Annotated in this window: 23 protein-coding genes, 3 tRNA genes and 1 pseudogene; 20 read left to right on the forward strand and 7 right to left on the reverse strand. The window is 63.2% G+C overall.

The genetic code is table 11. The annotated features are described in order from the left end of the window. Positions 1 to 191: 191 nt before the first annotated feature. From lepA to nagZ, 8 genes are all read left to right on the forward strand, one after another. Positions 192 to 1,985 carry a translation elongation factor 4 gene (lepA, locus tag B0G74_RS02935; protein ID WP_132373579.1) on the forward strand — a complete coding sequence of 598 codons (1,794 nt, stop codon included), beginning with the start codon at positions 192 to 194 and terminating at the stop codon, positions 1,983 to 1,985. Between the two features lie 18 nt (positions 1,986 to 2,003). After that, positions 2,004 to 2,897: a signal peptidase I gene (gene lepB, locus B0G74_RS02940; protein ID WP_132373580.1), complete on the forward strand. Its 894-nt coding sequence runs from the start codon at positions 2,004 to 2,006 to the stop codon at positions 2,895 to 2,897. A gap of 174 nt (positions 2,898 to 3,071) precedes the next feature. Continuing rightward, a complete protein-coding gene (gene rnc, locus B0G74_RS02945) occupies positions 3,072 to 4,316 on the forward strand; it encodes a ribonuclease III (RefSeq protein ID WP_132373581.1) in 1,245 nt (414 codons plus the stop codon). Between the two features lie 55 nt (positions 4,317 to 4,371). After that, positions 4,372 to 5,271: a GTPase Era gene (gene era, locus B0G74_RS02950; protein WP_132373582.1), complete on the forward strand. Its 900-nt coding sequence runs from the start codon at positions 4,372 to 4,374 to the stop codon at positions 5,269 to 5,271. Then, on the forward strand, positions 5,258 to 6,163 hold the full coding sequence (recO, locus tag B0G74_RS02955) for a DNA repair protein RecO (RefSeq protein ID WP_132373583.1): 906 nt from the start codon (positions 5,258 to 5,260) through the stop codon (positions 6,161 to 6,163). Before era ends, recO begins: the two co-directional genes overlap by 14 nt. Then, positions 6,160 to 6,924: a pyridoxine 5'-phosphate synthase gene (gene pdxJ, locus B0G74_RS02960; RefSeq protein ID WP_132373584.1), complete on the forward strand. Its 765-nt coding sequence runs from the start codon at positions 6,160 to 6,162 to the stop codon at positions 6,922 to 6,924. The genes recO and pdxJ overlap by 4 nt, the downstream gene beginning before the upstream one ends. A gap of 25 nt (positions 6,925 to 6,949) precedes the next feature. Next, positions 6,950 to 7,375 carry a holo-ACP synthase gene (gene acpS, locus B0G74_RS02965; protein WP_132373585.1) on the forward strand — a complete coding sequence of 142 codons (426 nt, stop codon included), beginning with the start codon at positions 6,950 to 6,952 and terminating at the stop codon, positions 7,373 to 7,375. A gap of 71 nt (positions 7,376 to 7,446) precedes the next feature. Next, positions 7,447 to 8,475: a beta-N-acetylhexosaminidase gene (gene nagZ / locus B0G74_RS02970; RefSeq protein WP_132373586.1), complete on the forward strand. Its 1,029-nt coding sequence runs from the start codon at positions 7,447 to 7,449 to the stop codon at positions 8,473 to 8,475. Between the two features lie 104 nt (positions 8,476 to 8,579). Here nagZ and B0G74_RS02975 read toward each other — a convergent pair whose 3' ends face one another. After that, a complete protein-coding gene (locus B0G74_RS02975; RefSeq protein WP_132373587.1) occupies positions 8,580 to 9,962 on the reverse strand; it encodes a sigma-54 dependent transcriptional regulator in 1,383 nt (460 codons plus the stop codon). Between B0G74_RS02975 and B0G74_RS02980 the strand changes: the two genes are divergently transcribed. Further along, positions 9,961 to 10,248, forward strand: a complete 288-nt coding sequence (locus B0G74_RS02980) for a hypothetical protein (RefSeq protein ID WP_132373588.1) — start codon at positions 9,961 to 9,963, stop codon at positions 10,246 to 10,248. The genes B0G74_RS02975 and B0G74_RS02980 overlap by 2 nt on opposite strands. A gap of 37 nt (positions 10,249 to 10,285) precedes the next feature. On the opposite strand, the gene B0G74_RS02985 is transcribed toward B0G74_RS02980, so the two are convergent. The 3 genes and pseudogenes from B0G74_RS02985 to earP form a co-directional block, all read right to left on the reverse strand. Then, positions 10,286 to 10,492 carry a CsbD family protein gene (locus tag B0G74_RS02985; RefSeq protein WP_062127806.1) on the reverse strand — a complete coding sequence of 69 codons (207 nt, stop codon included), beginning with the start codon at positions 10,490 to 10,492 and terminating at the stop codon, positions 10,286 to 10,288. Positions 10,493 to 10,774: 282 nt separating this feature from the next. Beyond that, a complete protein-coding gene (gene efp / locus B0G74_RS02990) occupies positions 10,775 to 11,332 on the reverse strand; it encodes an elongation factor P (RefSeq protein ID WP_012433870.1) in 558 nt (185 codons plus the stop codon). 409 nt (positions 11,333 to 11,741) lie between these two features. Then, positions 11,742 to 12,936, reverse strand: a pseudogene (gene earP / locus B0G74_RS02995) (elongation factor P maturation arginine rhamnosyltransferase EarP). Between the two features lie 270 nt (positions 12,937 to 13,206). Here earP and uvrC point away from each other — a divergent pair. From uvrC to B0G74_RS03040, 9 genes are all read left to right on the forward strand, one after another. Then, entirely contained in the window at positions 13,207 to 15,405 is a 2,199-nt protein-coding gene (gene uvrC / locus B0G74_RS03000) for an excinuclease ABC subunit UvrC (RefSeq protein WP_132373589.1), read from the forward strand. A gap of 144 nt (positions 15,406 to 15,549) precedes the next feature. Then, positions 15,550 to 16,143 carry a CDP-diacylglycerol--glycerol-3-phosphate 3-phosphatidyltransferase gene (pgsA, locus tag B0G74_RS03005; protein WP_132373590.1) on the forward strand — a complete coding sequence of 198 codons (594 nt, stop codon included), beginning with the start codon at positions 15,550 to 15,552 and terminating at the stop codon, positions 16,141 to 16,143. A 216-nt stretch (positions 16,144 to 16,359) separates the two neighbouring features. After that, a tRNA-Gly gene (locus B0G74_RS03010) sits at positions 16,360 to 16,435 on the forward strand. Positions 16,436 to 16,497: 62 nt separating this feature from the next. Next, positions 16,498 to 16,573, forward strand: a tRNA-Gly gene (locus B0G74_RS03015). 105 nt (positions 16,574 to 16,678) lie between these two features. After that, positions 16,679 to 16,752: transfer RNA gene (locus B0G74_RS03020), tRNA-Cys, on the forward strand. Between the two features lie 79 nt (positions 16,753 to 16,831). Then, positions 16,832 to 17,071 carry a hypothetical protein gene (locus B0G74_RS03025; protein WP_132373591.1) on the forward strand — a complete coding sequence of 80 codons (240 nt, stop codon included), beginning with the start codon at positions 16,832 to 16,834 and terminating at the stop codon, positions 17,069 to 17,071. A gap of 45 nt (positions 17,072 to 17,116) precedes the next feature. Beyond that, complete coding sequence (locus B0G74_RS03030; protein ID WP_132373592.1) at positions 17,117 to 17,875, forward strand: TraB/GumN family protein; 759 nt, start codon at positions 17,117 to 17,119, stop codon at positions 17,873 to 17,875. A 180-nt stretch (positions 17,876 to 18,055) separates the two neighbouring features. Beyond that, entirely contained in the window at positions 18,056 to 19,036 is a 981-nt protein-coding gene (locus B0G74_RS03035) for a sensor domain-containing diguanylate cyclase (RefSeq protein WP_132373593.1), read from the forward strand. A 91-nt stretch (positions 19,037 to 19,127) separates the two neighbouring features. Next, complete coding sequence (locus tag B0G74_RS03040) at positions 19,128 to 19,622, forward strand: GNAT family N-acetyltransferase (RefSeq protein ID WP_132373594.1); 495 nt, start codon at positions 19,128 to 19,130, stop codon at positions 19,620 to 19,622. A gap of 60 nt (positions 19,623 to 19,682) precedes the next feature. Here B0G74_RS03040 and B0G74_RS03045 read toward each other — a convergent pair whose 3' ends face one another. From B0G74_RS03045 to B0G74_RS03055, 3 genes are read right to left on the reverse strand one after another with little or no spacing between them, the layout of a single operon-like run. Then, on the reverse strand, positions 19,683 to 20,567 hold the full coding sequence (locus B0G74_RS03045) for a cytochrome c oxidase assembly protein (protein WP_132373595.1): 885 nt from the start codon (positions 20,565 to 20,567) through the stop codon (positions 19,683 to 19,685). 17 nt (positions 20,568 to 20,584) lie between these two features. Continuing rightward, the gene (locus B0G74_RS03050; protein ID WP_132373596.1) at positions 20,585 to 21,046 is read right to left on the reverse strand and encodes a copper chaperone PCu(A)C; all 462 of its coding nucleotides are present in this window, start codon (positions 21,044 to 21,046) and stop codon (positions 20,585 to 20,587) included. Positions 21,047 to 21,064: 18 nt separating this feature from the next. Next, on the reverse strand, positions 21,065 to 21,652 hold the full coding sequence (locus tag B0G74_RS03055; protein WP_243658244.1) for an SCO family protein: 588 nt from the start codon (positions 21,650 to 21,652) through the stop codon (positions 21,065 to 21,067). A gap of 434 nt (positions 21,653 to 22,086) precedes the next feature. Between B0G74_RS03055 and otsB the strand changes: the two genes are divergently transcribed. Together otsB and otsA are read left to right on the forward strand one after the other, a co-directional pair. Then, positions 22,087 to 22,836 carry a trehalose-phosphatase gene (gene otsB, locus B0G74_RS03060; RefSeq protein WP_132373597.1) on the forward strand — a complete coding sequence of 250 codons (750 nt, stop codon included), beginning with the start codon at positions 22,087 to 22,089 and terminating at the stop codon, positions 22,834 to 22,836. Between the two features lie 55 nt (positions 22,837 to 22,891). Then, positions 22,892 to 24,352 (forward strand): alpha,alpha-trehalose-phosphate synthase (UDP-forming), encoded by a 1,461-nt coding sequence (gene otsA / locus B0G74_RS03065; protein ID WP_132373598.1) that lies wholly within the window; start codon positions 22,892 to 22,894, stop codon positions 24,350 to 24,352. Positions 24,353 to 24,409 lie beyond the last annotated feature (57 nt).

A 24,409-nucleotide genomic window follows, 5' to 3' on the forward strand; every position in this document is an offset into this window, starting at 1 on the left:
TTCGAACACAGCGCCAACGCCGCGCCGTTCACACCACGTTTCACGCCTCTCCCGAGCCGTCTTTTCCGCCCGAGCTTCGCAAGATGCGCCGGGCGATAGCCTTTTCGGCTAAAATAGATAGGTTTTTCACCTACTTACAAGGCGTGCTCCGCTATTGTCCGAGCGCGCCTTTTTTGCTTGATCGGCACTGAATGGATCATATTCGTAACTTCTCGATCATTGCGCACATCGACCATGGCAAGTCGACGCTCGCCGATCGCATCATCCAGATTTGCGGCGGCCTGTCCGACCGCGAGATGGAATCTCAAGTGCTCGATTCGATGGATCTCGAACGCGAGCGCGGCATCACGATCAAGGCACAAACCGCCGCACTGACATACAAGGCCCGTGACGGGCAAGTCTACAACCTGAACATGATCGACACGCCGGGCCACGTCGACTTCTCATACGAAGTCAGCCGCTCGCTGTCCGCATGCGAAGGCGCGCTTCTGGTCGTCGACGCGAGCCAGGGCGTGGAAGCGCAAACTGTCGCCAACTGCTACACGGCGATCGAACTCGGCGTCGACGTGATTCCGGTGCTCAACAAGATCGACCTGCCGGCGGCAAATCCTGAAAACGCAATCGCCGAAATCGAAGACGTGATCGGCATCGACGCAACCGACGCGACGCATTGCAGCGCGAAGACCGGCCTCGGCGTCGAAGACGTGCTCGAAGCGCTGATCGCCAAAGTGCCGCCGCCCAAGGGCGATCCGGAAGCGCCGTTGCAGGCGCTGATCATCGACTCGTGGTTCGACAACTACGTCGGCGTCGTGATGCTGGTGCGCATCGTCAACGGCACGCTGCGTCCCAAGGACAAGATCCGCATGATGGCGACCGGCGCGCAGTATCCGGTCGAGCACGTCGGCGTGTTCACGCCGAAGTCGAAGAATCTCGAATCGCTGTCGGCCGGGCAGGTGGGCTTCATCATCGCCGGCATCAAGGAATTGGCCGCGGCGAAGGTGGGCGACACCGTCACGCTGGTGAACCGTCCGGCGCCCGAACCGCTGCCGGGTTTCAAGGAAGTGAAGCCGCAGGTGTTCGCCGGCCTCTATCCGGTCGAAGCGAACCAGTACGACGCGCTGCGCGATTCGCTGGAAAAGCTGAAGCTGAACGACGCCTCGCTGATGTACGAGCCGGAAGTGTCGCAAGCACTTGGTTTCGGTTTCCGCTGCGGCTTCCTCGGGCTGCTGCACATGGAGATCGTGCAGGAACGTCTCGAGCGCGAGTTCGACATGGACCTGATCACCACGGCGCCGACCGTGGTGTACGAAGTCCTGCAACGCGACGGCACGACCATCATGGTCGAGAATCCGGCCAAGATGCCGGAGCCGTCGAAGATCGAAGAAGTGCGCGAACCGATCGTCACCGTGAATCTGTACATGCCGCAAGACTACGTCGGCTCGGTGATCACGCTGTGTACGCAAAAGCGCGGCACGCAGATCAACATGCAGTATCACGGCCGTCAGGTGCAGTTGACCTACGAAATCCCAATGGGCGAGGTCGTGCTCGATTTCTTCGACCGTCTGAAGTCGATTTCGCGCGGCTATGCGTCGATGGATTACGAGTTCAAGGAATACCGCGCGGCCGACGTCGTGAAGGTCGACATGCTGATCAACGGCGACAAGGTCGACGCGCTGTCGGTCATCGTGCACCGTTCGCAAAGCCAGTATCGCGGCCGCGAAGTGGCGTCGAAAATGCGTGAACTGATTCCGCGTCAAATGTACGACGTCGCGATTCAGGCCACCATCGGCGCGAACATTATCGCGCGCGAGAACATTAAAGCGTTGCGTAAGAACGTGCTGGCAAAATGCTACGGCGGCGACATTTCTCGTAAGAAGAAGCTGCTGGAAAAGCAAAAGGCAGGCAAGAAGCGAATGAAGCAGGTGGGATCGGTCGAGATTCCGCAAGAGGCTTTCCTCGCGATCCTGCGTGTCGAAGACAAATAAGACGAACAACGGAACCCTATGAATTTTGCGCTGATTCTTTTTGTGCTCGTCATTTTGACGGGCGTCGCATGGGTCGCAGACAAACTGGTTTTCATGCCGCAACGGCGCCGCGCGGCGGAAGCCGCGGTCGCCGAGTTCGACCGCCAGCAGGCACGCATCGGCGAGCGTTTCGCCGACGAAAACGCGGCGCAAACGCGCGCGCGTCTGCGTGACGACAAGCTGCGTCAACCGTGGTGGCTCGAGTATTCAGCGAGCTTTTTCCCGGTGATTCTGGTGGTGTTCGTGGTGCGCTCGTTCGTGGTCGAGCCGTTCAAGATTCCTTCGGGTTCGATGGTGCCGACGCTGCTGGTGGGCGACTTCATCCTCGTGAATAAATTCGACTACGGCATCCGTCTGCCGATCACCAACACGAAGATCACCGAAGGCCGTCCGCTCCAACGCGGCGACGTGGTGGTGTTCCGCTACCCGAAAGACGAATCGGTCGACTACATCAAGCGCGTGATCGGCCTGCCGGGCGACACCGTCGCGTATCAGGACAAGCAGCTCACGATCAACGGCAAGCCGGTGCCGGAAACGCCGCTGCCCGATTACCTCGACGACGAACGCATGGGTTACGCGAAGCAGTTCGAAGAAGATATCGACGGCCGCAAGAACGCGATTCTGAACAATTCGGCCGTGCCGCCGTTCATCGTCGGCGCCGAAGATTATCCGTATCGCGATAACTGCACGTACAACGCACGCGGCGTGATCTGCAAGGTGCCGCCGGGCAACTACTTCATGATGGGCGACAACCGCGATAACAGCGCGGACAGCCGTTATTGGGGCTTCGCGCCGGACAAGAATATCGTCGGCCGCGCGTTTTTTATCTGGATGAACTTCAGCAATCTGAAACGCATCGGCTCATTCAACTGAGTTCGCGTGCGTCGATTGCACGACACGCCGCGCGGTTGGCCTTCACCAGGTCACGTGAGCCGCGGCGTGTTATCACGCTACTTTAAGATCCCGCGGTAACGTCGCTTCACCACGCTTTTTCCGCTGGCCGTCCCGCGTTTTCGCCGGGTCTGGCGCCCGCGTTATACTCTGCCCATGCCCCTATCTCCGTTGGAAAGCCGTCTGCGCTACGAATTTCGCAATGCGGAATTGTTGCGCCAGGCTTTAACGCACCGCAGTCATAGCTCCACGCATAACGAACGGCTCGAGTTTCTCGGCGATTCCGTTCTGAATTGCGCGGTGGCTGCGCTTTTGTTCCAACGTTTCGGCAAACTGGACGAGGGCGACCTGTCGCGCGTCCGCGCCAATCTGGTCAAACAGCAGTCGCTTTACGAAATCGCTCAGGCCCTCAATATCTCCGAAGGCTTGCGGCTGGGGGAAGGCGAGTTGCGCAGCGGCGGCTTCCGCCGGCCCTCGATCCTCGCTGACACGCTCGAAGCGGTGCTGGGCGCAGTGTTCCTCGACGGCGGCTTCGAAGCCGCTCAGACGGTCATCAAGCGCCTTTACGTGCCTATTCTGGATCACATCGACCCACGCACGCTCGGCAAGGACGCCAAGACGCTGCTGCAGGAGTATCTGCAAGGCCACAAGATTGCGCTGCCGACCTACACGGTCGTCGCCACGCATGGTGCGGCGCACAATCAACAATTCGAAGTCGAATGCACGGTGCCGAAACTGGACGTGAAAGTCTCCGGTTCCGGCGCGAGCCGTCGCGCAGCGGAGCAGGCGGCGGCCAAGAAAGCGCTCGACGAAGTGATGGCCGCGGCGCCTGCCGTGGTCGCCAAGCCCAAGCGCTCGAAAGGCGCTCGCGCGGCGAAGAACGCCGAGCCGGAAATCGTCCCCGGCGTGACCGGTGTGCAGGCCGCGCTGGATTTGCGCAGCCCGGATCGCAAGAACGAGCGCGGAGCGGGGCGCGGTGAGTCCCGCGCCGCCGGCGCTGCGGAACCGGCAGCCGAACGCCCCGCGCTGACAGCCGCCGCTGCGCCGTTGGCGGTGATTCGCGCCGCGCACGTGGAGTACAGCGGACAGGACAAAACCGAGCGCGCCGAGAAGGCAGAGAAGACGGCCGCTCACGCGGGCGACAAAGCCGCGGCTGACAAAGCCGCCGAAAAGCTCGACACCAAGGCTGCGGATGCGAAACCCGCCGAAGCCAAGTCCGCCGAAGCGAAACCAGAAGCCAAGCCGGAAGCCGCTGCGGTCCGCAGCGTCGACAAACACCGCAGCCGCGAAGCCACAGCCGGTCCCGCCGTGCCCGTGCCGAGCGCAGCAGCGGCACCGACCGAACACGAACCCGGCGTAGCCGACGCGGTGCAAACGCGCGTCGCCGACGCGGGCCATTGATTGCCATCGGCGCGCCATTCCCGCGCGTCGATCTGAAACTTGCCGTAGCCCGAATATGAACGCTCCCACTCCCACTGGTTTTCGCTGCGGCATGGTCGCGATCGTCGGCCGCCCCAACGTCGGCAAGTCCACGCTGATGAACGCGCTGGTCGGCCAGAAAGTCAGTATCACGTCGCGCAAGGCGCAGACCACGCGCCATCGCATCACGGGCATTCATACGCTCGAAGACGCGCAATACATTTTCGTCGACACGCCGGGTTTCCAGACCAAGCACAGCGGCGCACTGAATCGTTCGCTCAATCGCGCGGTCACGTCCACGCTGACTTCGGTCGATGCGATCCTGTTCGTGATCGAAGCCGGCCGTTTCGGCCCGGACGACCAGAAGGTGCTCGACCTGATCCCGCCTTCGGTGCCCACGCTGCTGATCGCGAACAAGCTGGACCGCGTGTCGGATAAGGATTCGCTGTTCCCGTTCATGCAGCAGGTCAGCGCGCTGCACGAGTTCGCCGAGATCGTGCCGCTGTCGGCGAAGAATTCCGACGACATCAAACGACTGATGGCGACCGTCAAGCCGTTCCTGCCGGAAGGCGCGCCGATCTACGGCGAAGACGACCTGACCGATCGCAGCGAGCGCTTCCTCGCGGCGGAAATCCTGCGCGAGAAAGTGTTCCGCTGGACCGGCGACGAACTGCCCTACACGAGCACCGTGCTGATCGACAAGTTCGAAACCGAAGGGCGCCTGCGCCGCATTTTCGCGACCATCATGGTCGACCGCGACACGCACAAGGCGATGATCATCGGCCAGAAGGGCGCCAAGCTGAAGCAGATCAGCACGGAAGCGCGCCTCGACATGGAAAAGCTGTTCGACGGTCCGGTGTATCTGGAAACCTTCATCAAGGTGAAGAGCGGCTGGGCCGACAACGAAGCCGGGCTCCGTGCGTATGGGTACGAATGACGCGTGGATGACGCTGAATTCCGACGCTGACCCGGACGATTCGGAGCCGGCAGCGCCGGCACGCGAGCCGTCCAAACCCGCTCGTAGCACCCGAAAGTCCTCGACTAAAAGCGCCCAGGGCGCCGAAGGCGAACCACGTAAAGCGCCGCCTCGCCGCGCTCCACGCACCTCCGCGTCCGACTACCGGATCGCGGAGCAACCCGCCTTCGTTCTCCATAGCTATCCGTATCGCGAGACCAGTCTGATCATCGACGTGCTCTCGCGCGATCATGGCCGCCTCGCGCTCGTCGCGAAGGGCGCGAAGCGTCCGCACTCCGCGCTGCGCGGCGTGTTGCAGACGTTTCAGCCGCTCGCGCTGTCGTGGTCGGGCAAATCCGAAGTGCGCACGCTGACCGGCGCCGAATGGGTCGGCGGCATGTTGCCGCTGGCCGGCGACGCGCTGCTGTGCGGCTTCTACGTCAACGAACTGCTGGTCAAGTTCTGCGCGCGTGAAGATCCGCATCCGCAACTGTTCCATCACTACGTCGTCACGATGACGCGTCTCGCGCACGACGAGCCGCCCGTGCAGGTGCTGCGTTCGTTCGAGCGCGTGCTGCTGCGCGAAACCGGCTACGCGATGGCGCTGGATCGCACCGTCGCGCGCAAAGCGGTGCTGGCCGAAGGCCGCTACGTGTTCGACCCGGAGCGCGGCGTGCGCGAAGCCTCCGACGATCTGCCCGCGCAATGGCCGGTAATCGCGGGGCAAACCTTGCTCGACATGGAACAGGACGATTACCATCGAGCGCAGACCGTGGCGCAAAGCAAAACGCTAATGCGCTTTCTGCTCAACACTTACCTTGGCGGCACGCCGCTCGCGACGCGCCAGATCCTGATCGACTTGCAGAACTTATGAGCTTCTTTCTTACGTCGCCGAATGTGATTGACCTGGGCGTGAACATCGATCACGTCGCTACGCTGCGCAACGCGCGCGGCACGTCCTATCCCGATCCGATCCGCGCCGCGCTGATGGCCGAAGAGGCCGGTGCCGATGTCATCACCCTGCATCTGCGTGAAGACCGCCGCCATATCGTCGACGCCGACGTGCACAAGCTGCGCCCGCTGCTGAAGACGCGCATGAATCTCGAATGCGCGGTCACGCAGGAGATGCTCGACATCGCGTGTGAAGTCCAGCCGCACGACGTCTGCCTCGTGCCGGAAAAGCGTCAGGAGCTGACGACGGAAGGCGGCCTCGATGTCGCCGGCCAGTTCGAAGCGGTGCGTGCCGCATGCAAGCAGCTCGCCGACGCGAACTCGCGCGTGTCGCTCTTCATCGATCCGGACGAAATGCAGATTCGTGCCGCGCACGAAGCGGGCGCGCCGGTGATCGAACTGCACACCGGACGTTACGCCGAAGCCCACGATCCCGCCGAACAGGAGCGCGAATTCGAGCGCGTGGTTCGTGCCGTCGAATTCGGCGCGACACTCGGCATCAAGGTCAATGCGGGCCACGGCCTGCACTATACGAACGTGCAGCAGATCGCGGCGATCGAGGGCATCGACGAACTGAATATCGGCCACGCGATCGTCGCGCATGCGATCTTCGCCGGTTGGGACAACGCGGTGCGCGAGATGAAGGCGATCATGGTCGCCGCGCGTCTCGGCGCGCGCGCCTGATGCGACTTGAGACGGCAACCTGCGCATGACGATCTACGGCATTGGTACGGACATTGTTCAGGTGAGTCGCGTGGCCGCGGTCATGACGCGCACCAACGGCCGCTTCGCCGAGAAGGTGCTCGGTCCGGACGAACTGCGCGTCTATCATGCGCGGCACGCGCGCTCAGCCGCGCGTGGGCTCGCGTTTCTCGCCACGCGGTTCTCGGCGAAAGAAGCATTCTCGAAAGCGATCGGCCTCGGCATGCATTGGCCGATGACCTGGCGCGCGCTGCAAACGCTCAACAAGCCGAGCGGCGAGCCCATGGTGGTCGCGTCCGGTGAATTGGCCGAATGGCTCGACGCGCGCGGCATCACGGCGCGCGTCACGATCAGCGACGAGCGCGATTACGCGGTGTCGTTCGTGATTGCGGAAACGACGCAAGCGGGTACGCCCGACGACGTCGCCGAATAAAAAATACTTCTGAACGCGGCGCAGGCCGGCCGCGTCTCTCCTTGCCTCAGGCTTTTTTCCAGCGGAAATCGATGAAAACCATTCCCGGACCGGTGATGCTCGACGTGGTCGGCAAAACGCTGAACGACGACGACAAGCGCCGCCTTGCCCATCCGATGACCGGCGGCGTGATCCTGTTCGCGCGCCATTACGAGAGCCGCACGCAACTGATCGCGCTGACCGACTCGATCCGCGCGATCCGTGAGGATCTGCTGATCGCCGTCGACCACGAAGGCGGGCGCGTGCAGCGCTTTCGCACCGACGGCTTCACCGTGCTGCCTGCGATGGGCAAGCTCGGCACGTTGTGGGACAGCGATGTGCTGCACGCCACCAAAGTGACGACGGCCGTCGGCTATATCCTCGCGACGGAGTTGCGCGCGTGCGGCATCGATATGAGTTTCACGCCGGTGCTCGATCTGAACTATGGTCAATCGCAGGTGATCGGCGACCGCTCGTTCCACCGCGATCCGCGTGTGGTGACCTTGCTCGCCAAGAGCCTCAACCACGGACTCGCGCTGGCCGGCATGAGCAATTGCGGCAAGCATTTCCCTGGGCACGGCTTCGCACAGGCGGATTCGCATGTCGCCATGCCGGTCGACGACCGCTCGCTCGAGGAGATTCTGCGCGACGACGTGGCGCCGTACGACTGGCTCGGCTTGTCGTTGGGATCGGTGATTCCCGCGCATGTGATCTATCCGCAGGTCGATTCGAAGCCGGCGGGTTTCTCGCGCGTCTGGCTGCAGGACATTCTGCGCAACAAGCTGCGCTTCGAAGGCGCGATTTTCAGCGACGATCTGTCGATGGAAGCCGCGCGCCAGGGCGGCACGCTGACCGAAGGCGCGAGCGCCGCGCTGCAAGCCGGTTGCGACATGGTGCTGATCTGCAATCAGCCGGACGAAGCGGAGAAGGTACTGGATGCGCTGCGCTTTACGCCGTCGAAGGAATCGCAACGGCGCTTGCAACGCATGCGGCCGCGCGGCAAGGCGTTGAAGTGGAGCAAGCTGGCCGCTGATCCGCAGTACCTGCAAGCGCAGGCGCTGTTGCGTAGCGCGTTTGCATAAGCCGCGATAACAGTCGGCAAGCAAGTAAGAAAAACGGCGCCTTCATTGAAGGCGCCGTTTTTTTCAGCCAGGGCCGACCGCGAGCGATCGCAGAGGCACTCCACTCAATTCAAGCGCATGCGTTGCAGCTTGTTGTACAGCGTCTTCGGACTGATGCCCAGCAGCGACGCCGCCCGGTGACGCGTACCGCCGACTGCGTCGAGCGTAGCGCGAATCAGCATTTCCTCGACGTCCGCGAGCGGCGTCCCCACGGTAACTTGCACGCGGCTGCCATTCAGATCGCGGCCGTTCGCCGAGCCCGCCTCATCGGCACGCAGCGATTCCAGCACGTCACCGGACGCGTGATATGCGCGCCGCACGCGGTCCTGCAACTCGCGCACATTGCCCGGCCATTCATACGCGAGACACTCGCGCAGGAAGTTCGGCGCGACCTGCTTGGCGGTCTCCGCCGAGCCGCGCGTCAACCCTTCGTGATTCAATTCGTCGACCAACGCCTGGGCGATCAGCGCCGGATCTTCGCCGCGCTCGCGCAGCGGCGGCAGCGTGACGGCGGCCGCTTCGAGGCGCAGCGCCAGATCTTCGTGCAGGCTGCCGTCGGCCACCGCCGCACGCGGCGCCTTGCGTGTCGAGGCGATCAGCCGGAAGTCCGTCACCACCTGATTCGTGCCGCCGACCCGCATGAAGGTCTGCGAATCGAGCGCACGCAGCAGCGCTTCCTGCTGGGCGCGCGGCAACTCGGCGATTTCGTCGATGAACAACGTGCCGCCGCTCGCCTGCTCGAACAGGCCCGGTTCGCGCTGCTCGGCGCCGTTGAACGCGCCGCGTTCGTGACCGAACAGCAGGCTGTCGAGCGAGCGTTGTCCGGCCGCGCTATTCGCGCTGCGGCAGTCGAATGTGATGAACGGACCTTTACGGCGCCGGCTCATGTCGTGCATCGTGCGCGCCGCGATCTGCTTGCCGGTGCCGGTTTCGCCGGAAATCAGCACGGCGGCTTCGGTCGGCGCGATATGTTCGATCGTGTCGTAGACGTGCTGGATGGCACCGCTGCGGCCGAGCATCGAGCCGAAACGGCCGAGTTGACGCAGCGACGCGCGCAGCGTCTGCACTTCTTCGGTCAGTTCGTACGGCCGCGGGATACGCGCGAGCAGGCTGCGCAAACGCGGAATGTTGACCGGCTTGAGCAGGTAGTCCCAGATGCCGTGCCGCAAACCCTCGATCGCGCTTTCCACTGTCGCATTGCCGGTCATGACGATCACGGGCAAGGCGCCGCCGGGCGGATGCGCGGGGAGGTGTTGCAGCAGGTCGAGTCCGCTGCCGTCCGGCAGGTTCAGGTCGACCAGCACGACGTCGGGAATGAAGCGTGTCAACGCGGCCCGGGCCTCCGCGATCGTGGTCGCTGTGTCGACGGAGAAGCCGTCGGCGGCGAGGATGGCGGACAGGCCTGACAGGCTATTAGGATCGTCTTCAACAATCAGGGCGTGTGGCATGGCGAGCGCAATTTTTAGATGGATGGAATACCCGATGCGCTGCGCCGATACGTTGGCGCGCGGCACGGGCGCGATGCTGGCCGGTACTGTCGGTCGAATTCCGAGTCGAATCCAGCGCCGCGCGCGCAACCTTGGCTCGCGCGGCGCAAGAGCGGCCGCGTCTGAGGTAGACAGGTCGTCCGGCGCGCGCACCAAGCACGGCACCGGGCAGAAAAGCGGCGATTCGACTCAAGTCGTTCAGGTCCTTTGCGTTATTAATTTGGGAGTCCGTCCTGACGTTTTGTAAGCACGGACGGACGCCTGTATTTCCTTCACTCGGGCGGTCAGAAATCCCGGTTGCTGTCGAAGAAGCGGCGTACTTCGAGTTCCGCTTGTTCGCGCGTCTTGCCGTAACGTTCCTGGATCAGGCCGGCGAGCTTGTCAGCGCGACCTTCGGCCTTGGTCAACTCGTCGTCCGTGAGTTCACCCCATGCCGTCTTGGCTTTGCCAACCATCTGCTTCCACTTGCCTTCAGCGATGTCGTTATTCATGTCGCATCTCCGGAGTTGAAGAAAATAAAGCCGTACTGGCCTGTATCCAGTGAGAAGCATGGACCGTGCCACGATAATTTATTTAAACTTATCAATGATTTGGTGACCGACATACGGGAAATTTGAGGTTGCGGTGTGGCAATTTCGAGAAGATCGCCGGTAAAGTTTTCCTCAACCATACACGGCGGCGCAAAAAAGAAAAAGCGCCCAAATTGGGCGCTTTTTTTGCCATTTTTTTCGCAGCGCCCGGCTTGGGGCGCTGGATTCAGGCGAGCAGGGCGCTTAAGCGCGGCTGCGGTACTCGTGCGTACGCGTGTCGATTTCGATCTTGTCGCCGATGTTGCAGAAGAGCGGCACTTGCAGTTCGAAGCCGGTGTTCAGCTTGGCGTTCTTCAACACCTTGCCCGACGACGTGTCGCCCTTGACAGCCGGTTCCGTGTAGATGATCTCGCGGACCAGCGTGGTCGGCAGTTCGACCGAGATGGCTTTCTCGTTGTAGAACACGACTTCGCAAGCCATACCGTCTTCGAGGTAATGGAGGGCGTCGCCCATCATTTCGCCTTCGACTTCGAACTGGTTGTAGTCGGCGTCCATGAACACGTACATCGGGTCGGCGAAGTACGAGTATGTAACTTCCTTGCGTTCCAGCACGACGACGTCGAACTTGTCGTCGGCCTTGTACACGCTTTCCATGCCTGCGCCGGTCAGCAGGTTCTTGAACTTCATCTTGACGACGGCGGAGTTGCGGCCCGATTTGTTGTATTCGGCCTTTTGCACAACCATTGCGTCTGCGCCGATCATCACGACGTTGCCGGTGCGGAGTTCCTGTGCGGTCTTCATAAAACTGTCCTGTACGAAATTAGTAGCTTCAACTTGTGCTCAACGGCATACGGCGCAAGCGGCTTCGGCGCTTTGCTCACCGCGCGCCGCGCCGCCGAAGCGGCTCGGCGGGTCGCGAGCGAGTCAAGCGTGGCCGGCTTGCCGCGGGGAGCGGCGGGAGCGCCGCAAACCCGCGGTCTCTGCCATTCTCAGCAATCCGTTACCTGCTTTTTACCCGGTGCGGGCGTGTACACGAGTGGCGCCGATTCGCAACATACGTCCCTTTTTTGACATTCCACCTATCACGCTTTGATATCGGGGAAAGGTGTTGCATCTTTCGATGCCGGGTTGGCGGGCCGCTCAAACGAGTTGACCGGATTCCGCCGTTGCGATCGGGCCGCGCTTGCGTCGTCGGCCGTTGGATAACCGCTTATTTTAACTGAGTTTTTGCGAACAAGGCCAGATTTCCAGCGAGGTCGCCCACTTGAGCCAGTTCGCCGGCCCAATCGGCCGCGCGTTGCTTGAGCGCCGGCAAGTGACGCTGGAATTCCGCCCAGTCCGGCCGGCCCGTGCCGTTCCACGCGTGCCAGAAACGCGCAAGGGCGTCGCGGGCGTCGGCGGGCAGAGTGCGCGCGTAGTGCGCGAGCGCGGCGTCGAGCTTCGGCAGATGGGCGTCGTCGGCTTGCGGGTAGATATGCCAGACGAAGGGTTTGGCGGCCCATTGGGCGCGCACGAACGAATCCTCGCCGCGCACGAAATTGATGTCGCTTGCCCACAGCAGCGCGTCGTAGCCGGGCTGGTCGGTAAAGGCGAGGGCATGTGCGCTGAGGTTGCCGCGCACCGCGTGAGCGCCGGTGGCGAACGCGGGCAGGTCGAAAAAGCGCGCGACCGCGCCTGAAACGCGGCCTTCGGGCACCAGAAGGACGACCGGGTCCGCGCTATCGCGCCATTGTTCGAGCAGGCTGTCGGCGGCGAGGTTCTCGTAGGGCGAACAGCGAGACGACGGTGGCCGCGGCGGGCGGCGGCGCGTGGCCGGTGGTTTGTTGCCACCATGCTCGGCGCGCGGTGGGCGATGCTTCAAAAGCCGCGCGCGCGCCGTCGAGATGCCGTTCCTTCAGCACGCCGCCGGTGCCGGGGCCGAGTCCGGGGAAAAAGAACGTCTTGGTCAGCGGATAGCGCGGATGAGGCGAGGGTCGCAGATGAAAATCCGCGACCCAGTCCTCGGCACTCAGATATTCGAGGTTGAACCACACCGGCGTACGTTCGCGCGCCGCCATCGCGGCGACATAGATGGACGGGAGTTCGCAGCCAAACGCCTCGATCACGACGTCGGCGACTTCGAGCCTATCGCCCGCATGAGCCGGCTCATGCCAGTGTTCGACGACGATGCCGCCGACCGTCTGGCGAGCGTGCTCCAGCGTCAGCGACGGACACAGCTTCTGGAACGCATGCAGGTCGTCGACGAACACGCGCACCTGCCAGCCGTGCTCGCTCGCAAGCTGGCGCGCGAGGCGCCAGCACACGCCGATGTCGCCGAAATTGTCGATCACCGCGCAGAAGATGTCGCAGGCGATCGCCGTGGGCGTGTCAGCGGCTTGCTCGGAATGGGGCGTAGCGGAAGACATGATGGCCTGCGGTCGCGGATTCGAACGGATGGAAGGAGTGGGACGGTGCGAGTGATGCCTCGGCGCCGTGCTGCGTTGCGCGCCGACCCACGGCTGCGGACGCGTCGCCCGATTCAAGGCAACAGCGTTCGGACGCACGCGGAATGTTCTAAACTGGCGATTCTAAAGCACTCGTTCACGATTGCGCGCGCAAGGCGTCCTGCGGTTCGTCCCGGCGCGCGGCACGCAGAGCAAGGCTTCGCGAGACCGTCCCACCTCAACCGATTCTGCATGACCGAACCCGAAGCAACCGACGCTTTCGAGCCGAAAAAAGTGCTCGCCCAACTGCCGCATCTGCCCGGCGTCTATCGCTATTACGATACGCACGGCGCGGTGCTTTACGTGGGCAAGGCGCGCGATCTGAAGAAGCGCGTCTCGAGCTACTTCACCAAGACGCTACTGTCGCCGCGCATCGCGATGATGGTGACGCGCATTGTGCGCATCGAGACGACCGTGACGCGCTCCGAGGCCGAAGCGCTGCTGCTCGAAAACAACCTGATCAAGGCGCTTGCGCCGCGCTACAACATTCTGTTTCGCGACGACAAGTCGTATCCCTACCTCAAGCTGACCGGCCACAAGTTTCCGCGCATGGCGTATTACCGCGGCGCGGTGGATCGCAAGAATCAGTATTTCGGTCCGTTTCCGAGTGCGTGGGCGGTGCGCGAGAGCATCCAGATTCTGCAGCGCGTGTTCCAGTTGCGCACCTGTGAAGACTCCGTGTTCAACAACCGCACGCGGCCTTGTCTGCTGCATCAGATCGGCCGCTGCACGGCGCCGTGCGTCGCGGCGATCACCGAAGAGGATTACGCGCGCGACGTCGCCAACGCATCGCGCTTTCTGCTCGGCCGCCAGGGCGAGGTGATGAAGGAACTCGAGCAGAAGATGCACGCCTTCGCCGGCGAGCTGAAGTTCGAGCAGGCCGCGGCGGTGCGTAACCAGATGAGTTCGCTGTCGACGGTGCTGCACCAGCAGGCGATCGAAGTCGGCAGCGACAGCGACGTCGATATTCTCGCGGTGGTCGCGCTGGGCGGTCGCGTGTGCGTGAATCTGGCGATGGTGCGCGGCGGACGGCATCTGGGCGACAAGGCGTATTTCCCGGCGCATGTCGAAAGCGCGTTGACGGCTGATGAGGGCGGCTTGGAAGACGACGGCGCGGCGTTGACCGATACCGCTATCGAGTCCGGTTCGCTCGCGGAAGACAACGCGGGCGGTGAGGCGGAGTCGGCCGATGCCGCCGATGCGCTCGCGATCGCGCAAGAGATGCCATCGGAAGACGAAGAGGACGACGCGTCCGATGAAGCCGACGACGCACCCGACGAAGACGACGCACTCGGAGAAGCCGATTCCGAACCCACGAAACCGCGCAAAGGCCGCGCAACCGGCGGGATCGAAGCCGAAGTCCTCGAAGCGTTCATCGCCCAGCATTACCTGGGCAATCGCGTGCCGCCGGTGCTGGTGGTCAGCCACGCACCCGCCAACCGCGAACTGGTCGACGTGCTGATCGAGCAGGCCGGCCACAAGGTCACCGTGCTGCGCCAGCCGCAAGGCCAACGGCGCGCCTGGCTCGCCATGGCCGAGCAGAACGCGCGGCTCGCGCTCGCGCGCCTGCTCTCGGAGCAAGGCTCGCAGCAAGCCCGCACGCGCGCGCTCACCGACACGCTCGGCATGGAGTGCGACGATCTCGCGCATCTGCGCATCGAATGTTTCGACATCAGCCACACGATGGGTGAAGCGACGCAGGCGTCGTGCGTGGTGTATCACCATCACAAGATGCAGTCGTCGGAATACCGCCGCTACAACATCACCGGCATTACACCCGGCGATGATTACGCCGCGATGCGCCAGGTGCTCACGCGCCGCTACGAGAAGATGGTCGAGCAAGCCGCCGCGAATGCCGCTGACGAAGCCGCGGAGTTGCAAAGCGACGCGGCCGCCGATCCGTCGCTCACGCCGGACGCCGCGGAGCCGGTCGCGGCCGGCGGCATCCTGCCGACTATCGTGCTGATCGACGGCGGCAAGGGCCAGGTCGAAATCGCGCGCCAGGTGTTCACGGAACTGGGTCTCGATACCGGCATGCTGGTCGGCGTCGCGAAGGGCGAGGGACGCAAGGTCGGCCTCGAAACCCTGATTTTCGCCGACGGCCGCGCGCCGCTCGAACTCGGCAAGGAAAGCGCCGCACTCATGCTGGTCGCACAGATCCGCGACGAAGCGCACCGCTTCGCCATCACCGGTATGCGCGCGAAGCGCGGCAAGACGCGTCAGACCTCGCGGCTCGAAGAGCTCGAAGGGGTGGGCGCTAAGCGGCGTCAACGGCTCCTTGCACGCTTTGGCGGACTGCGCGGCGTGGTCGCCGCCAGTGTCGAAGATCTGGCGAGCGTCGAAGGCATTTCGCAGGCGCTCGCGGAGCAGATTTACCGGCAATTGCACTGATCGCGGCGGCTTCGGCCGTCCGCTCAGCCACCTTCGAGGGGCGCTGCCGCGGCGGGCGCGGCCGGCCCGGCGCGCCGCTTTGCTTGTGGCAGGCCTTGTGACACGGCACAATTGCATCTCCCTTGTCAGACGCTGCGCCTGCCCATGCCGTTTAATTTCCCGATTTTCCTGACTTGGCTGCGGATCGTCCTGATTCCGCTCGTCGTCGGTGTGTTCTATTTGCCCGACATGATGATGAGCCCCGCACACCGTAATCTGGCGGCCGCGACCATCTTCATTCTGGCGGCGCTGACCGACTGGTTCGACGGCTTTCTGGCGCGCAAGTGGAATCAGACCTCGGCATTCGGCGCGTTCCTCGATCCGGTCGCCGACAAGCTGATGGTGACCGCCGCGTTGCTGGTGCTCGTGCAACTCGCCCGAATCGATTCGGCGATCGCGCTCGTGATCGTCGGGCGCGAGATCGCGATCTCGGCGCTGCGCGAATGGATGGCGCAAATCGGCGCATCGAAGAGCGTCGCGGTGAATTCGCTCGGCAAGTTCAAGACCGTTTGTCAGATGGTGGCGATTCCCATGCTGCTGTTCTACGGGCCGCTGTCGTTCGGTGGCGGCGTGGTGGTCGATACGCGCGTGTGGGGCTTGTGGCTCATCTATCTGGCCGCGTTCCTGACGATCTGGTCGATGCTCTATTACATGAAGCTCGCATGGCCGCAAATTCGCGAACGGGGCGGCGTGGCCTGAGTTTTCGTCGTGGTGGAGGGCGCCCGGCGTGTGGCCGAACTTCGCTGGCGCATGAGTGAAATCTGTTCGGTAAAAGAGATACGCAAAAGGGGTTGACACGTTTCAGTCGTTTCTCCATAATCTCGTTTCTCCGATGCACGCAGTTCGAAACATCGGTGGCAGTAAAGAGTAGTTGCAGTAACAAGGCAGCAGATAGCACGGCAAAAGCAGCACAATGCGGGAGTAGCTCAGTTGGTAGAGCGCAACCTTGCCAAGGTTGAGGTCGCGAGTTCGAGCCTCGTCTCCCGCTCCAAATTTTTGAAGCAACGCGTTGTTTGGCAAGTAACAGTGCAAGGCGTTGCGAAGCAGTTCAATGCGGGAGTAGCTCAGTTGGTAGAGCGCAACCTTGCCAAGGTTGAGGTCGCGAGTTCGAGCCTCGTCTCCCGCTCCATACATAAGGGGAAGCAACGCTTCCCTTTTTGTTTGGTGGCACGGTCCATCCGGTTGTCCGCTAAACAAAATCTGCGAATCTGTTGCTAGGTTCCAGTCCGCTTGCGGCGCGATAGCAAAGCGGTTATGCAGCGGCCTGCAAAGCCGTTTAGGCCGGTTCGACTCCGGCTCGCGCCTCCAGTAGTTGATGTAAAGAAAAGCCCCGACTTGTCGGGGCTTTTCTTTTTTCGGCGTCGGTTCTTCGGCGGAGTTGATACATATGCTGACGTGGCAGCAGTTCTCCTTGCTCCTGCTAATCGCGCCGGCAGCCGGGTTGATTCTCTGCGTTGCCGTTATCGTGACGGATGTGGCGCACAATTCGTGGTTCGCGCTTTATCACCCGATCCGGATGGCCCTGTATCTCTCGCAGATCGTCTTTCTACTGTTCGTCGCGTTCACGGTCCGTACGGCCGGGCGAGGGGCTGTGAACCGGCGCACTGCGCTGCAAGTGATCGATTGAACAGCGCGCCTGCTTTACGTCATTGCTTGTCCACACCGAGGCTGCATGTACCTACAACTCACCGGCACCCACGTTCGCCTGCTCGGCTCGATGCATCTCTTTCCGGCGACAAGCCGAAGAACGCCGCCGTGGATCGCGGAAGCGTATGACTGGGCCGAAGCGCTCGTCTTCGAGTCCGATCCGCCGACGATCCTGCCGTTTCTGAAGGCCAACCGACAAGGCGACGCGGAGCAACTGCAGCCCTTGCTATCCGCCGACGCATGGCAGCAACTTCACGCCGCATGGCCCGTTGAAGGGCCGCTGGCGCCGCTCGCCGATCTGCGTCCGTGGGCCGCGTTGATCGTCGCGCCGACGCTGTTCCAGCAAGTCGTCGAAGGCGTTGAGCCGCGCATGTTGCGCTCGGCGATCACGCAGGCCAAGCCCTATCGATATCTCGAGAGCGCGCAGGAGGTAGCAGCGGCGCTCGAATCGATTCCGCTCGACGCCGTCGGCGCGGCGCTCGGCCTGCTGATGGCCGACCTCGACGAACCGCAGCGCACGCTCGAGCGCATGCACGCGGCCTGGCTGGAGGGCGATCTGCTTGCCGTGCACCAGATCGCCATCGAGTCGCCGATGTTCAATCTGCCGGGCATCCGGCATGCGATTCTCGACGAGCGCAATCGCGCATGGGCGGCGCGCTTGACTGAGGTCCTCACGCGGCCAGAGCGCACGTTGGTGGTCGTCGGCGCGCTGCATCTGTGCGGCCCCGGCAATCTGATCGACTGTCTCGCGCGGCCCGTCGAGCCGGTCTTCGCCAACCCATAGCAAAGCCGTCGCCGCGCGAGCGTGGCGGCCTGATGCGGCCTGCATCGGTTCGAATGCGGCTCCGGCGCGCCCGCGATCCGAGGGAACTCTCGCGCCGGGGTTTTGCCCCAAGGTAAAGCACGTCGCTATACACTACCCGCCTACCACTTCGGCCACGCCGGTCGCCTTAGGGAATACAACATGCATGTGCCACCGACGCCCAGTAACGAAAGCACCCGTCTCGACACCCTGCGTGCGCTGCATATTCTCGATACGTTGCCGGAAGAGCGCTTCGATCGTCTCACCCGGCTCGCCAAGCGACTCTTCAGTGTGCCCATCGCGCTCGTGAGCCTGGTCGATGCGGACCGTCAATGGTTCAAGTCGTGCGTCGGCCTGAAGACGAGCGAGACCTCGCGCGATGTGTCGTTCTGCGCGCACGCGATTCTCGGCGACGAAATCATGATGGTGCCCGACACGCTCGCGGACGAGCGGTTTCACGACAATCCGCTCGTCACGGACAACCCGAATATCCGTTTCTACGCCGGCTGTCCGCTGACGGTGCCCAACGGCAGCAAGCTCGGCACGCTCTGCCTGATCGACACCAAGCCGCGCGGCCTCGACGAAGAAGAGCGCGAATTGCTGCGCGATCTGGCGCGCATGGCCGAGCAGGAGTTGGCGGCGGTGCAGTTGGCCACGCTCGACGATTTGACGCTTCTGTCGAACCGGCGCGGTTTCGAGGCACTAGCGCAACATGCGCTGAACGTTTGCAAGCGGATGCACAAACCGGCGTCGCTGCTGTTCTTCGACCTGAATGATTTCAAGCAGATCAACGACACGCTCGGCCACGCCGAAGGCGATCGCGCGCTGAAGACCTTCGCCGATGTCTTGCGCACCGCGCTGCGCGAAAGCGATGTGATCGGGCGACTCGGCGGCGATGAGTTCGTCGTGCTGCTCACCGATTCGGACAGCGGCGCCACGCAGGAAGTGACGCAGCGTCTCACGCAGTTGCTGGCCGAGCGCAATGCCGAAGCGCAGCGTGGCTACGACATCCGTTATAGCGTCGGGCAGATTCAATACGATTCTGCCCTGCACCAATCGATTGCCGAACTGCTGGCGGCCGCCGACGCCGCGATGTACAGCCACAAACAGGCGTCGAAGGCGCGCGCGGTCCATCGCAACTGAGCGCGGCACGGCGGCGAAAAAACCGTCGCGCGCGGCATAATCACGCATCGCCGCTCTCCGTGCGGCGTGACTCTTTCTTTAGAACGTTGTCATGACTGAACCGCAGCAAACCGCCGCCACGCGGCTGGCGCAACTTGATTGGCGCTGGAAATCCTTCGGCGACCTCACGGGCCTCGAGGTCTATACGATGCTGGGCGCACGCAGCACGGTGTTCGTCATCGAGCAGAACTGCTTGTATGGCGATATCGACGGGCTCGATATGGATGCGTGGCATCTGCTGGTCTATGGCCCCGATGAAAAACGGCCGGCGCTCGCGGGTTATCTGCGCGTGCTGTTGCCCGATGCGGACGACGCCGACATCCGCATCGGCCGTGTGCTCACGACCGCTGAATTCCGTGGCATCGGTCTGGGCAACGCGATGCTTGAACGGTCGCTGACGCACATTCGCGCGCAGTGGCCCGGCACGCCGATTCGTTTGCATGCGCAGGCGCATCTGCAAGGTTTCTATGGTGCGTTCGGCTTCACCCCGGTTTCGGAGATTCACGAAGAAGACGGCATCCCGCATGTGTGGATGCGGTCGGCCTGAAGCGGCTACAGCATACAGAGCCCGGCGCGGGCGCGCCGGGTTGTCAATCGAATCGTAGAGTCAGTGCTGGCCGCGCGCCGGCGCCGAAGCCGCGGGCGCCAGGGTCTGCCTGGCTTTCGCACGCTGTTCGCCACGCAAGCGTCCGCGCGCCGACAGCCGCATCCAGTGACGCAAGGCGAGCAGCGCGCCGATCACGCTCATCATCGAACCCGGAATCCACAGCAACAGTCCGCCGATCTGTTGATCGCGCATCGGGCTTAACCACGTGAACGCGCGACCACAGATCGAGTAGATCGGATACAACTCGCGCGGCGTGAAGAAGATGAACGCGCCGAGCATGATCTGCGGCGGAATCGCGGCGATCACCACCAGCACGCGCTTGCCCGGCGACAGACGCGCCGGCGGCGCGGGACGCGGATCGAGCACGAGCCACCAGAACAGGAGGCCGTCGATCACCATGCTCCAGTTCATCACGCGATAAAGCCGCCAGTCGAGCATCGCCATGAAATGAATCGGCGACATCAGCCAGAAGTAGATCAGCCCGACGAACAGCGTCACCGCGACGACGGGATGCATCACCACGTCGAGCAGCTTGCGCACCACCGGAGTTTCCAGCACGGGTCGCACGAAGCGCTGCCGCCAGTTGAACGGAATCCCCGCGCGCAACGCCGCGCCCGGATACGACAGCGCGATAAAGAACGGTCCGAGGTGATGCAGCACCAGATGCTGCGCGCGATGCATGAAGAACTCATGCTCGAAGAAATAGTCGAGCCGCGTATGCAACGCGACATACAACGCCACCAGCCCGAACCAGAAGGAGATGCGCCGCGCGACCGTCACCTTCGCTTTACGCGCGCCGCGCACGAACAGGATCGCGGGCACCAGCAGCGCGATCACGACGGTTGGCGAAAACTCCCAGGGATCGAGCCAGTAGAGCAGATTCATCGCGGCACGTTACCTGGTTACTTGGTTTGCGCCGGCGACTTGACGGCGAACGGCGTGTCGAGCGTTTCGCCGTCGGAGAACTTGAGCGTGAGATGCACGGTGTCACCCGGCGCGACCTTGTGCTTCGCGTCTTCGAGCATCACGTGATAGCCGCCGGGCGCAATGGCGACCTGGCCATGCGCGGGCACCGTCAGCTTGTCGACCATCACCATCTTCTGCGACGAACCGTTCGACACGGTCTGATGCAGCATCGCGTCGCCGTAGTCGTTGCTGGAGATATCGACGAGGTCGACCGGTTTATCGCTCGCATTGACGAGCGTCACATAGCCGGCGGCGGGCAGGTTGTTGGGCAGCCAGCGGACCCACGCGTCCTTCGCGCTCATCGCGTTGGCGCCCGCCGCTTGCGCGGTCGATGCGGCACCGAACGAAAGGGCGAGGGCGCAACTCAGTGCAGCGAACGTTTTGATCTTGATCGACATGGTTGAACTCGGGAAAGGTCAGGAACGGTCATCGATGATGCGGCGCAGGTCTTGTGCGATCGCATCGGGCGTGTCGTGATCGGTGGCCAGCAGGCGCGCGTGGCCCTCGCTGTCGAACACGTAGACGGCGGAACTATGGGTGACTTCATAGTTGCCGGAAGGGTCGCGCTTTTCCATCTGATAGGCGACGCGGTAACGCTTGGCGAGCGACTCGATCTGCCAGTCGGTGCCGGTCAGCCCCTCGGCATGTTTCGAGTCGAAGGCGCCGACGTAGTCGTGCAAGGCCTGCGCCGTATCGCGCGCGGGATCGACGGTGATGAACAGGATCCGCACCTTCTGCGCGTCGGGGCCGAGCTTGCCGAGCACCTGCATCAGCCGGCCCATCGTTTCAGGACAGACGTCCGGGCAATGTGTGTAGCCGAAATAAACGAGCGAGGCGCGGCCCTTGAACGAATCGCCGTTGACGGGGCGGCCATCGTCGCCGGTCAGCTTGAAATCGAGGTCAGGCAAGTGACCGGTCACATTGGTCAATTGCCACGTTTCCGTGCGATGCGTGCAGCCGGCGAGCGCCGTCAGCGTGCCCAGCACGACCGTCGCCGCAAACAGGCGCGCGGACCACGGCCTGCGTGAAATTGCGGGGTGCGGTTGCAGGTGCCGGGATGAGAAGATCGGGAACAAAGCAGGGTTCAGTGACTCGATTGAATTGCGGCGCCGCGCGATGCGCGTGTGGCGCGTGCGCGGTCATAGTGTGCAAATATGGTCGTAACAGCAATGATCCGCGTGGCAGCGACTTTAGCGCAAATTGGCGGATGGCGTCGCGCAGCGCCCACGGGCGGGCGGTTTGCGAGGCAATTTGACGCAGGTGGCTGAAAGCTGGGTGAAGCCCGATTGTTCCCGTTTTGAACGCAATCGCCGGCGAGGCTCGCGTGTGGCGCCCGGCTGGGCTTGTGCCCAGCCTTACTTTCTCGAAAAATTGGTGGATGCGCGGTAAGATGCGCACACTTTTCCGGCCGCAGAAGGCTGAAAGGCAAAACTAACCGATGCAAGCACTTCCGGCTGTTCTGTCTCCGAGCGAGACGGCATTTTTCTTCGACTTCGACGGCACGCTCGTCGAACTCGCCCCCACGCCGGACGGCGTGCTGGTGCAACCTCGCGTGAACGACTTGCTGAGCGAGTTGCGCAGTTTGACGAACGGCGCGGTCGCGGTCGTGTCGGGCCGCGGTATCGACAGCATCGACAGTTTTCTGAACATGCCCGATCTGCCGATTGCCGGTCTGCACGGCGCCGAGCGACGCGATGCCAACGGCGACACGCAGCGCATTGGCTTCCATGACGAGCGGCTGCTGCGCATGGAGCAGGTGCTCGCGCAGGTGGTCAACGAAAACCCCGGCATGCTGCTCGAGATCAAGGGCGCGGCCGTGGCGCTGCACTACCGGAATGCGCCGGATCGCGAGCCGCTGGCGCGCGAGGCGACCGAGCGGCTGGTGGCCGATTACGCCGGCTCCTACGTGCTGCAGCCGGGCAAGATGGTCTACGAAATCAAACCTAAAGATGTCGACAAGGGCCGTGCGCTGCGCGCGTTTCTCGACGAGCCGCCGTTCGTCGGCCGCAAGCCGGTCTTTGCCGGCGACGATCTGACCGACGAGAAGGGCTTCGCCGTCGTCAACGAACGGGGCGGCGTGTCGATCAAGGTCGGTCCGGGCGAGACGATGGCGCATACGCGCATCGGCTCGGTGTCGGGCCTGCTCGACTGGCTGGCATCGATCGTCGCGGCGGCGCGCACAGCATGATGACCACGCCGCGTCGCTCGCAGCAAACAACGCACCGTATCGGGAATCGCGCTTCATGAGTCGACTGATCATCGTATCGAACCGGGTTGCGCCAATCTCGGAGGGCGGCCCGGCGGCGGGTGGTCTGGCGGTCGGCGTGTACGACGCGCTGAAGGAAACCGGCGGCATGTGGTTCGGCTGGAGCGGCGACGTGCTCACCTCGGGCCAGCCGCAGATCAAGGTCGAGGAGCGCGGCCCCGTGACCTTCGCGACCATCGCGCTGATGCGCCGCGACTACGACCAGTACTATCGTGGCTTCTCGAACGCCACGCTGTGGCCCGCGTTCCACTATCGCGCCGACCTGCTGCAATACGACCGTCACGACTTCGAGGGCTATTGCCGCGTGAATGCGTGGCTTGCGCAACAGCTCGTGCCGCTGCTGCGCGAAGACGACGTGATCTGGGTCCACGACTACCATCTGATTCCGTTCGCGCAAGCACTGCGCGCAGCGGGCGTGAAGAATCGCATCGGCTTTTTCCTGCACATTCCGTTTCCGGCTTCGCAGGTGCTGCTGGCGGTGCCGCCGCATCGCGAACTCGTCGAGGCGCTGTGTTCGTTCGATCTGCTCGGCTTCCAGACCGCGCCGGATCTGCGCGCGTTCTGCGACTACATCGTCAATGAGGCGAACGGCTCTGTCGACGCATCGGCGCAAGGCCCGCTGACGATCCACGCGTTCGGCCGCACGCTGCGCGCGGCGGCGTATCCGATCGGCGTCTATCCGGACGAGATCGCCGAACTCGCGAAAGCGGGTGAGCGCGGCAAACCGGTGCGCACGATGAAGGCGACGCTGCATTCGCGCAAGCTGATCATGAGCGTGGACCGGCTCGATTATTCGAAGGGACTGGTCGAGCGTTTTCGTGCCTTCGAGCGGCTGCTCGAACACGCGGCCGCGCAACGCAACAAGGTGTCCTTCCTGCAGATCGCGCCGCCGACGCGCGCCGACATGCACGCGTACCAGGATATCCGCTTGCAGCTCGAAGGCGAGTCGGGGCGCATCAACGGACGCTTCGCCGAACTGGACTGGACGCCGATTCTCTACATCCACAAGCAGTACGAGCGCTCGGTGCTGGCCGCGCTGTTCCGCACCGCGCACGTCGGCTACGTCACGCCGTTACGTGACGGCATGAACCTCGTCGCCAAGGAGTATGTGTCGGCGCAGGATCCCGAGAATCCCGGCGTGCTCGTGCTGTCGCGTTTTGCCGGCGCCGCGCAGGAGCTGGATGGAGCGCTGATCGTCAATCCGGTCGATATCGACGGCATGGCCGAGGCGCTCGCGCGGGCGCTCGGCATGCCGCTCGCGGAGCGTCAGGCGCGCCATCGGGACATGATGGTGCAGTTGCGCGAGAACAATGTGTCGGTGTGGCGCGATAACTTCATGCGCGATTTGCAGGGCGTCGCTGGTGCAAAGAGCACCCGAAGCGGGAAGGCGCGCGCCGTGTCGGGGAAAAAGGCGGCGCGCGAAACTCAGGCCGGGTAGGCTGTGTTCGAGGCTGCTTGCAGCGCGTGTAAAAGAAAAAGCCGCTCGAGAGCGGCT

It is taken from the genome of Paraburkholderia sp. BL9I2N2 (genome assembly GCF_004339745.1).
In the GTDB taxonomy this organism is placed as follows: domain Bacteria; phylum Pseudomonadota; class Gammaproteobacteria; order Burkholderiales; family Burkholderiaceae; genus Paraburkholderia.

What these genes read in the sequence shown, in the direction of transcription:
- lepA (WP_132373579.1), top strand. Translation starts at nt 192, where the DNA reads ATGGATCATATTCGTAACTTCTCGATCATTGCGCACATCGACCATGGC.
- lepB (WP_132373580.1), top strand. Translation starts at nt 2,004, where the DNA reads ATGAATTTTGCGCTGATTCTTTTTGTGCTCGTCATTTTGACGGGCGTC.
- rnc (WP_132373581.1), top strand. Translation starts at nt 3,072, where the DNA reads ATGCCCCTATCTCCGTTGGAAAGCCGTCTGCGCTACGAATTTCGCAAT.
- era (WP_132373582.1), top strand. Translation starts at nt 4,372, where the DNA reads ATGAACGCTCCCACTCCCACTGGTTTTCGCTGCGGCATGGTCGCGATC.
- recO (WP_132373583.1), top strand. Translation starts at nt 5,258, where the DNA reads ATGGGTACGAATGACGCGTGGATGACGCTGAATTCCGACGCTGACCCG.
- pdxJ (WP_132373584.1), top strand. Translation starts at nt 6,160, where the DNA reads ATGAGCTTCTTTCTTACGTCGCCGAATGTGATTGACCTGGGCGTGAAC.
- acpS (WP_132373585.1), top strand. Translation starts at nt 6,950, where the DNA reads ATGACGATCTACGGCATTGGTACGGACATTGTTCAGGTGAGTCGCGTG.
- nagZ (WP_132373586.1), top strand. Translation starts at nt 7,447, where the DNA reads ATGAAAACCATTCCCGGACCGGTGATGCTCGACGTGGTCGGCAAAACG.
- B0G74_RS02980 (WP_132373588.1), top strand. Translation starts at nt 9,961, where the DNA reads ATGGCGAGCGCAATTTTTAGATGGATGGAATACCCGATGCGCTGCGCC.
- B0G74_RS02975 (WP_132373587.1), bottom strand. Translation starts at nt 9,962, where the DNA reads ATGCCACACGCCCTGATTGTTGAAGACGATCCTAATAGCCTGTCAGGC.
- B0G74_RS02985 (WP_062127806.1), bottom strand. Translation starts at nt 10,492, where the DNA reads ATGAATAACGACATCGCTGAAGGCAAGTGGAAGCAGATGGTTGGCAAA.
- efp (WP_012433870.1), bottom strand. Translation starts at nt 11,332, where the DNA reads ATGAAGACCGCACAGGAACTCCGCACCGGCAACGTCGTGATGATCGGC.
- uvrC (WP_132373589.1), top strand. Translation starts at nt 13,207, where the DNA reads ATGACCGAACCCGAAGCAACCGACGCTTTCGAGCCGAAAAAAGTGCTC.
- pgsA (WP_132373590.1), top strand. Translation starts at nt 15,550, where the DNA reads ATGCCGTTTAATTTCCCGATTTTCCTGACTTGGCTGCGGATCGTCCTG.
- B0G74_RS03025 (WP_132373591.1), top strand. Translation starts at nt 16,832, where the DNA reads ATGCTGACGTGGCAGCAGTTCTCCTTGCTCCTGCTAATCGCGCCGGCA.
- B0G74_RS03030 (WP_132373592.1), top strand. Translation starts at nt 17,117, where the DNA reads ATGTACCTACAACTCACCGGCACCCACGTTCGCCTGCTCGGCTCGATG.
- B0G74_RS03035 (WP_132373593.1), top strand. Translation starts at nt 18,056, where the DNA reads ATGCATGTGCCACCGACGCCCAGTAACGAAAGCACCCGTCTCGACACC.
- B0G74_RS03040 (WP_132373594.1), top strand. Translation starts at nt 19,128, where the DNA reads ATGACTGAACCGCAGCAAACCGCCGCCACGCGGCTGGCGCAACTTGAT.
- B0G74_RS03045 (WP_132373595.1), bottom strand. Translation starts at nt 20,567, where the DNA reads ATGAATCTGCTCTACTGGCTCGATCCCTGGGAGTTTTCGCCAACCGTC.
- B0G74_RS03050 (WP_132373596.1), bottom strand. Translation starts at nt 21,046, where the DNA reads ATGTCGATCAAGATCAAAACGTTCGCTGCACTGAGTTGCGCCCTCGCC.
- otsB (WP_132373597.1), top strand. Translation starts at nt 22,087, where the DNA reads ATGCAAGCACTTCCGGCTGTTCTGTCTCCGAGCGAGACGGCATTTTTC.
- otsA (WP_132373598.1), top strand. Translation starts at nt 22,892, where the DNA reads ATGAGTCGACTGATCATCGTATCGAACCGGGTTGCGCCAATCTCGGAG.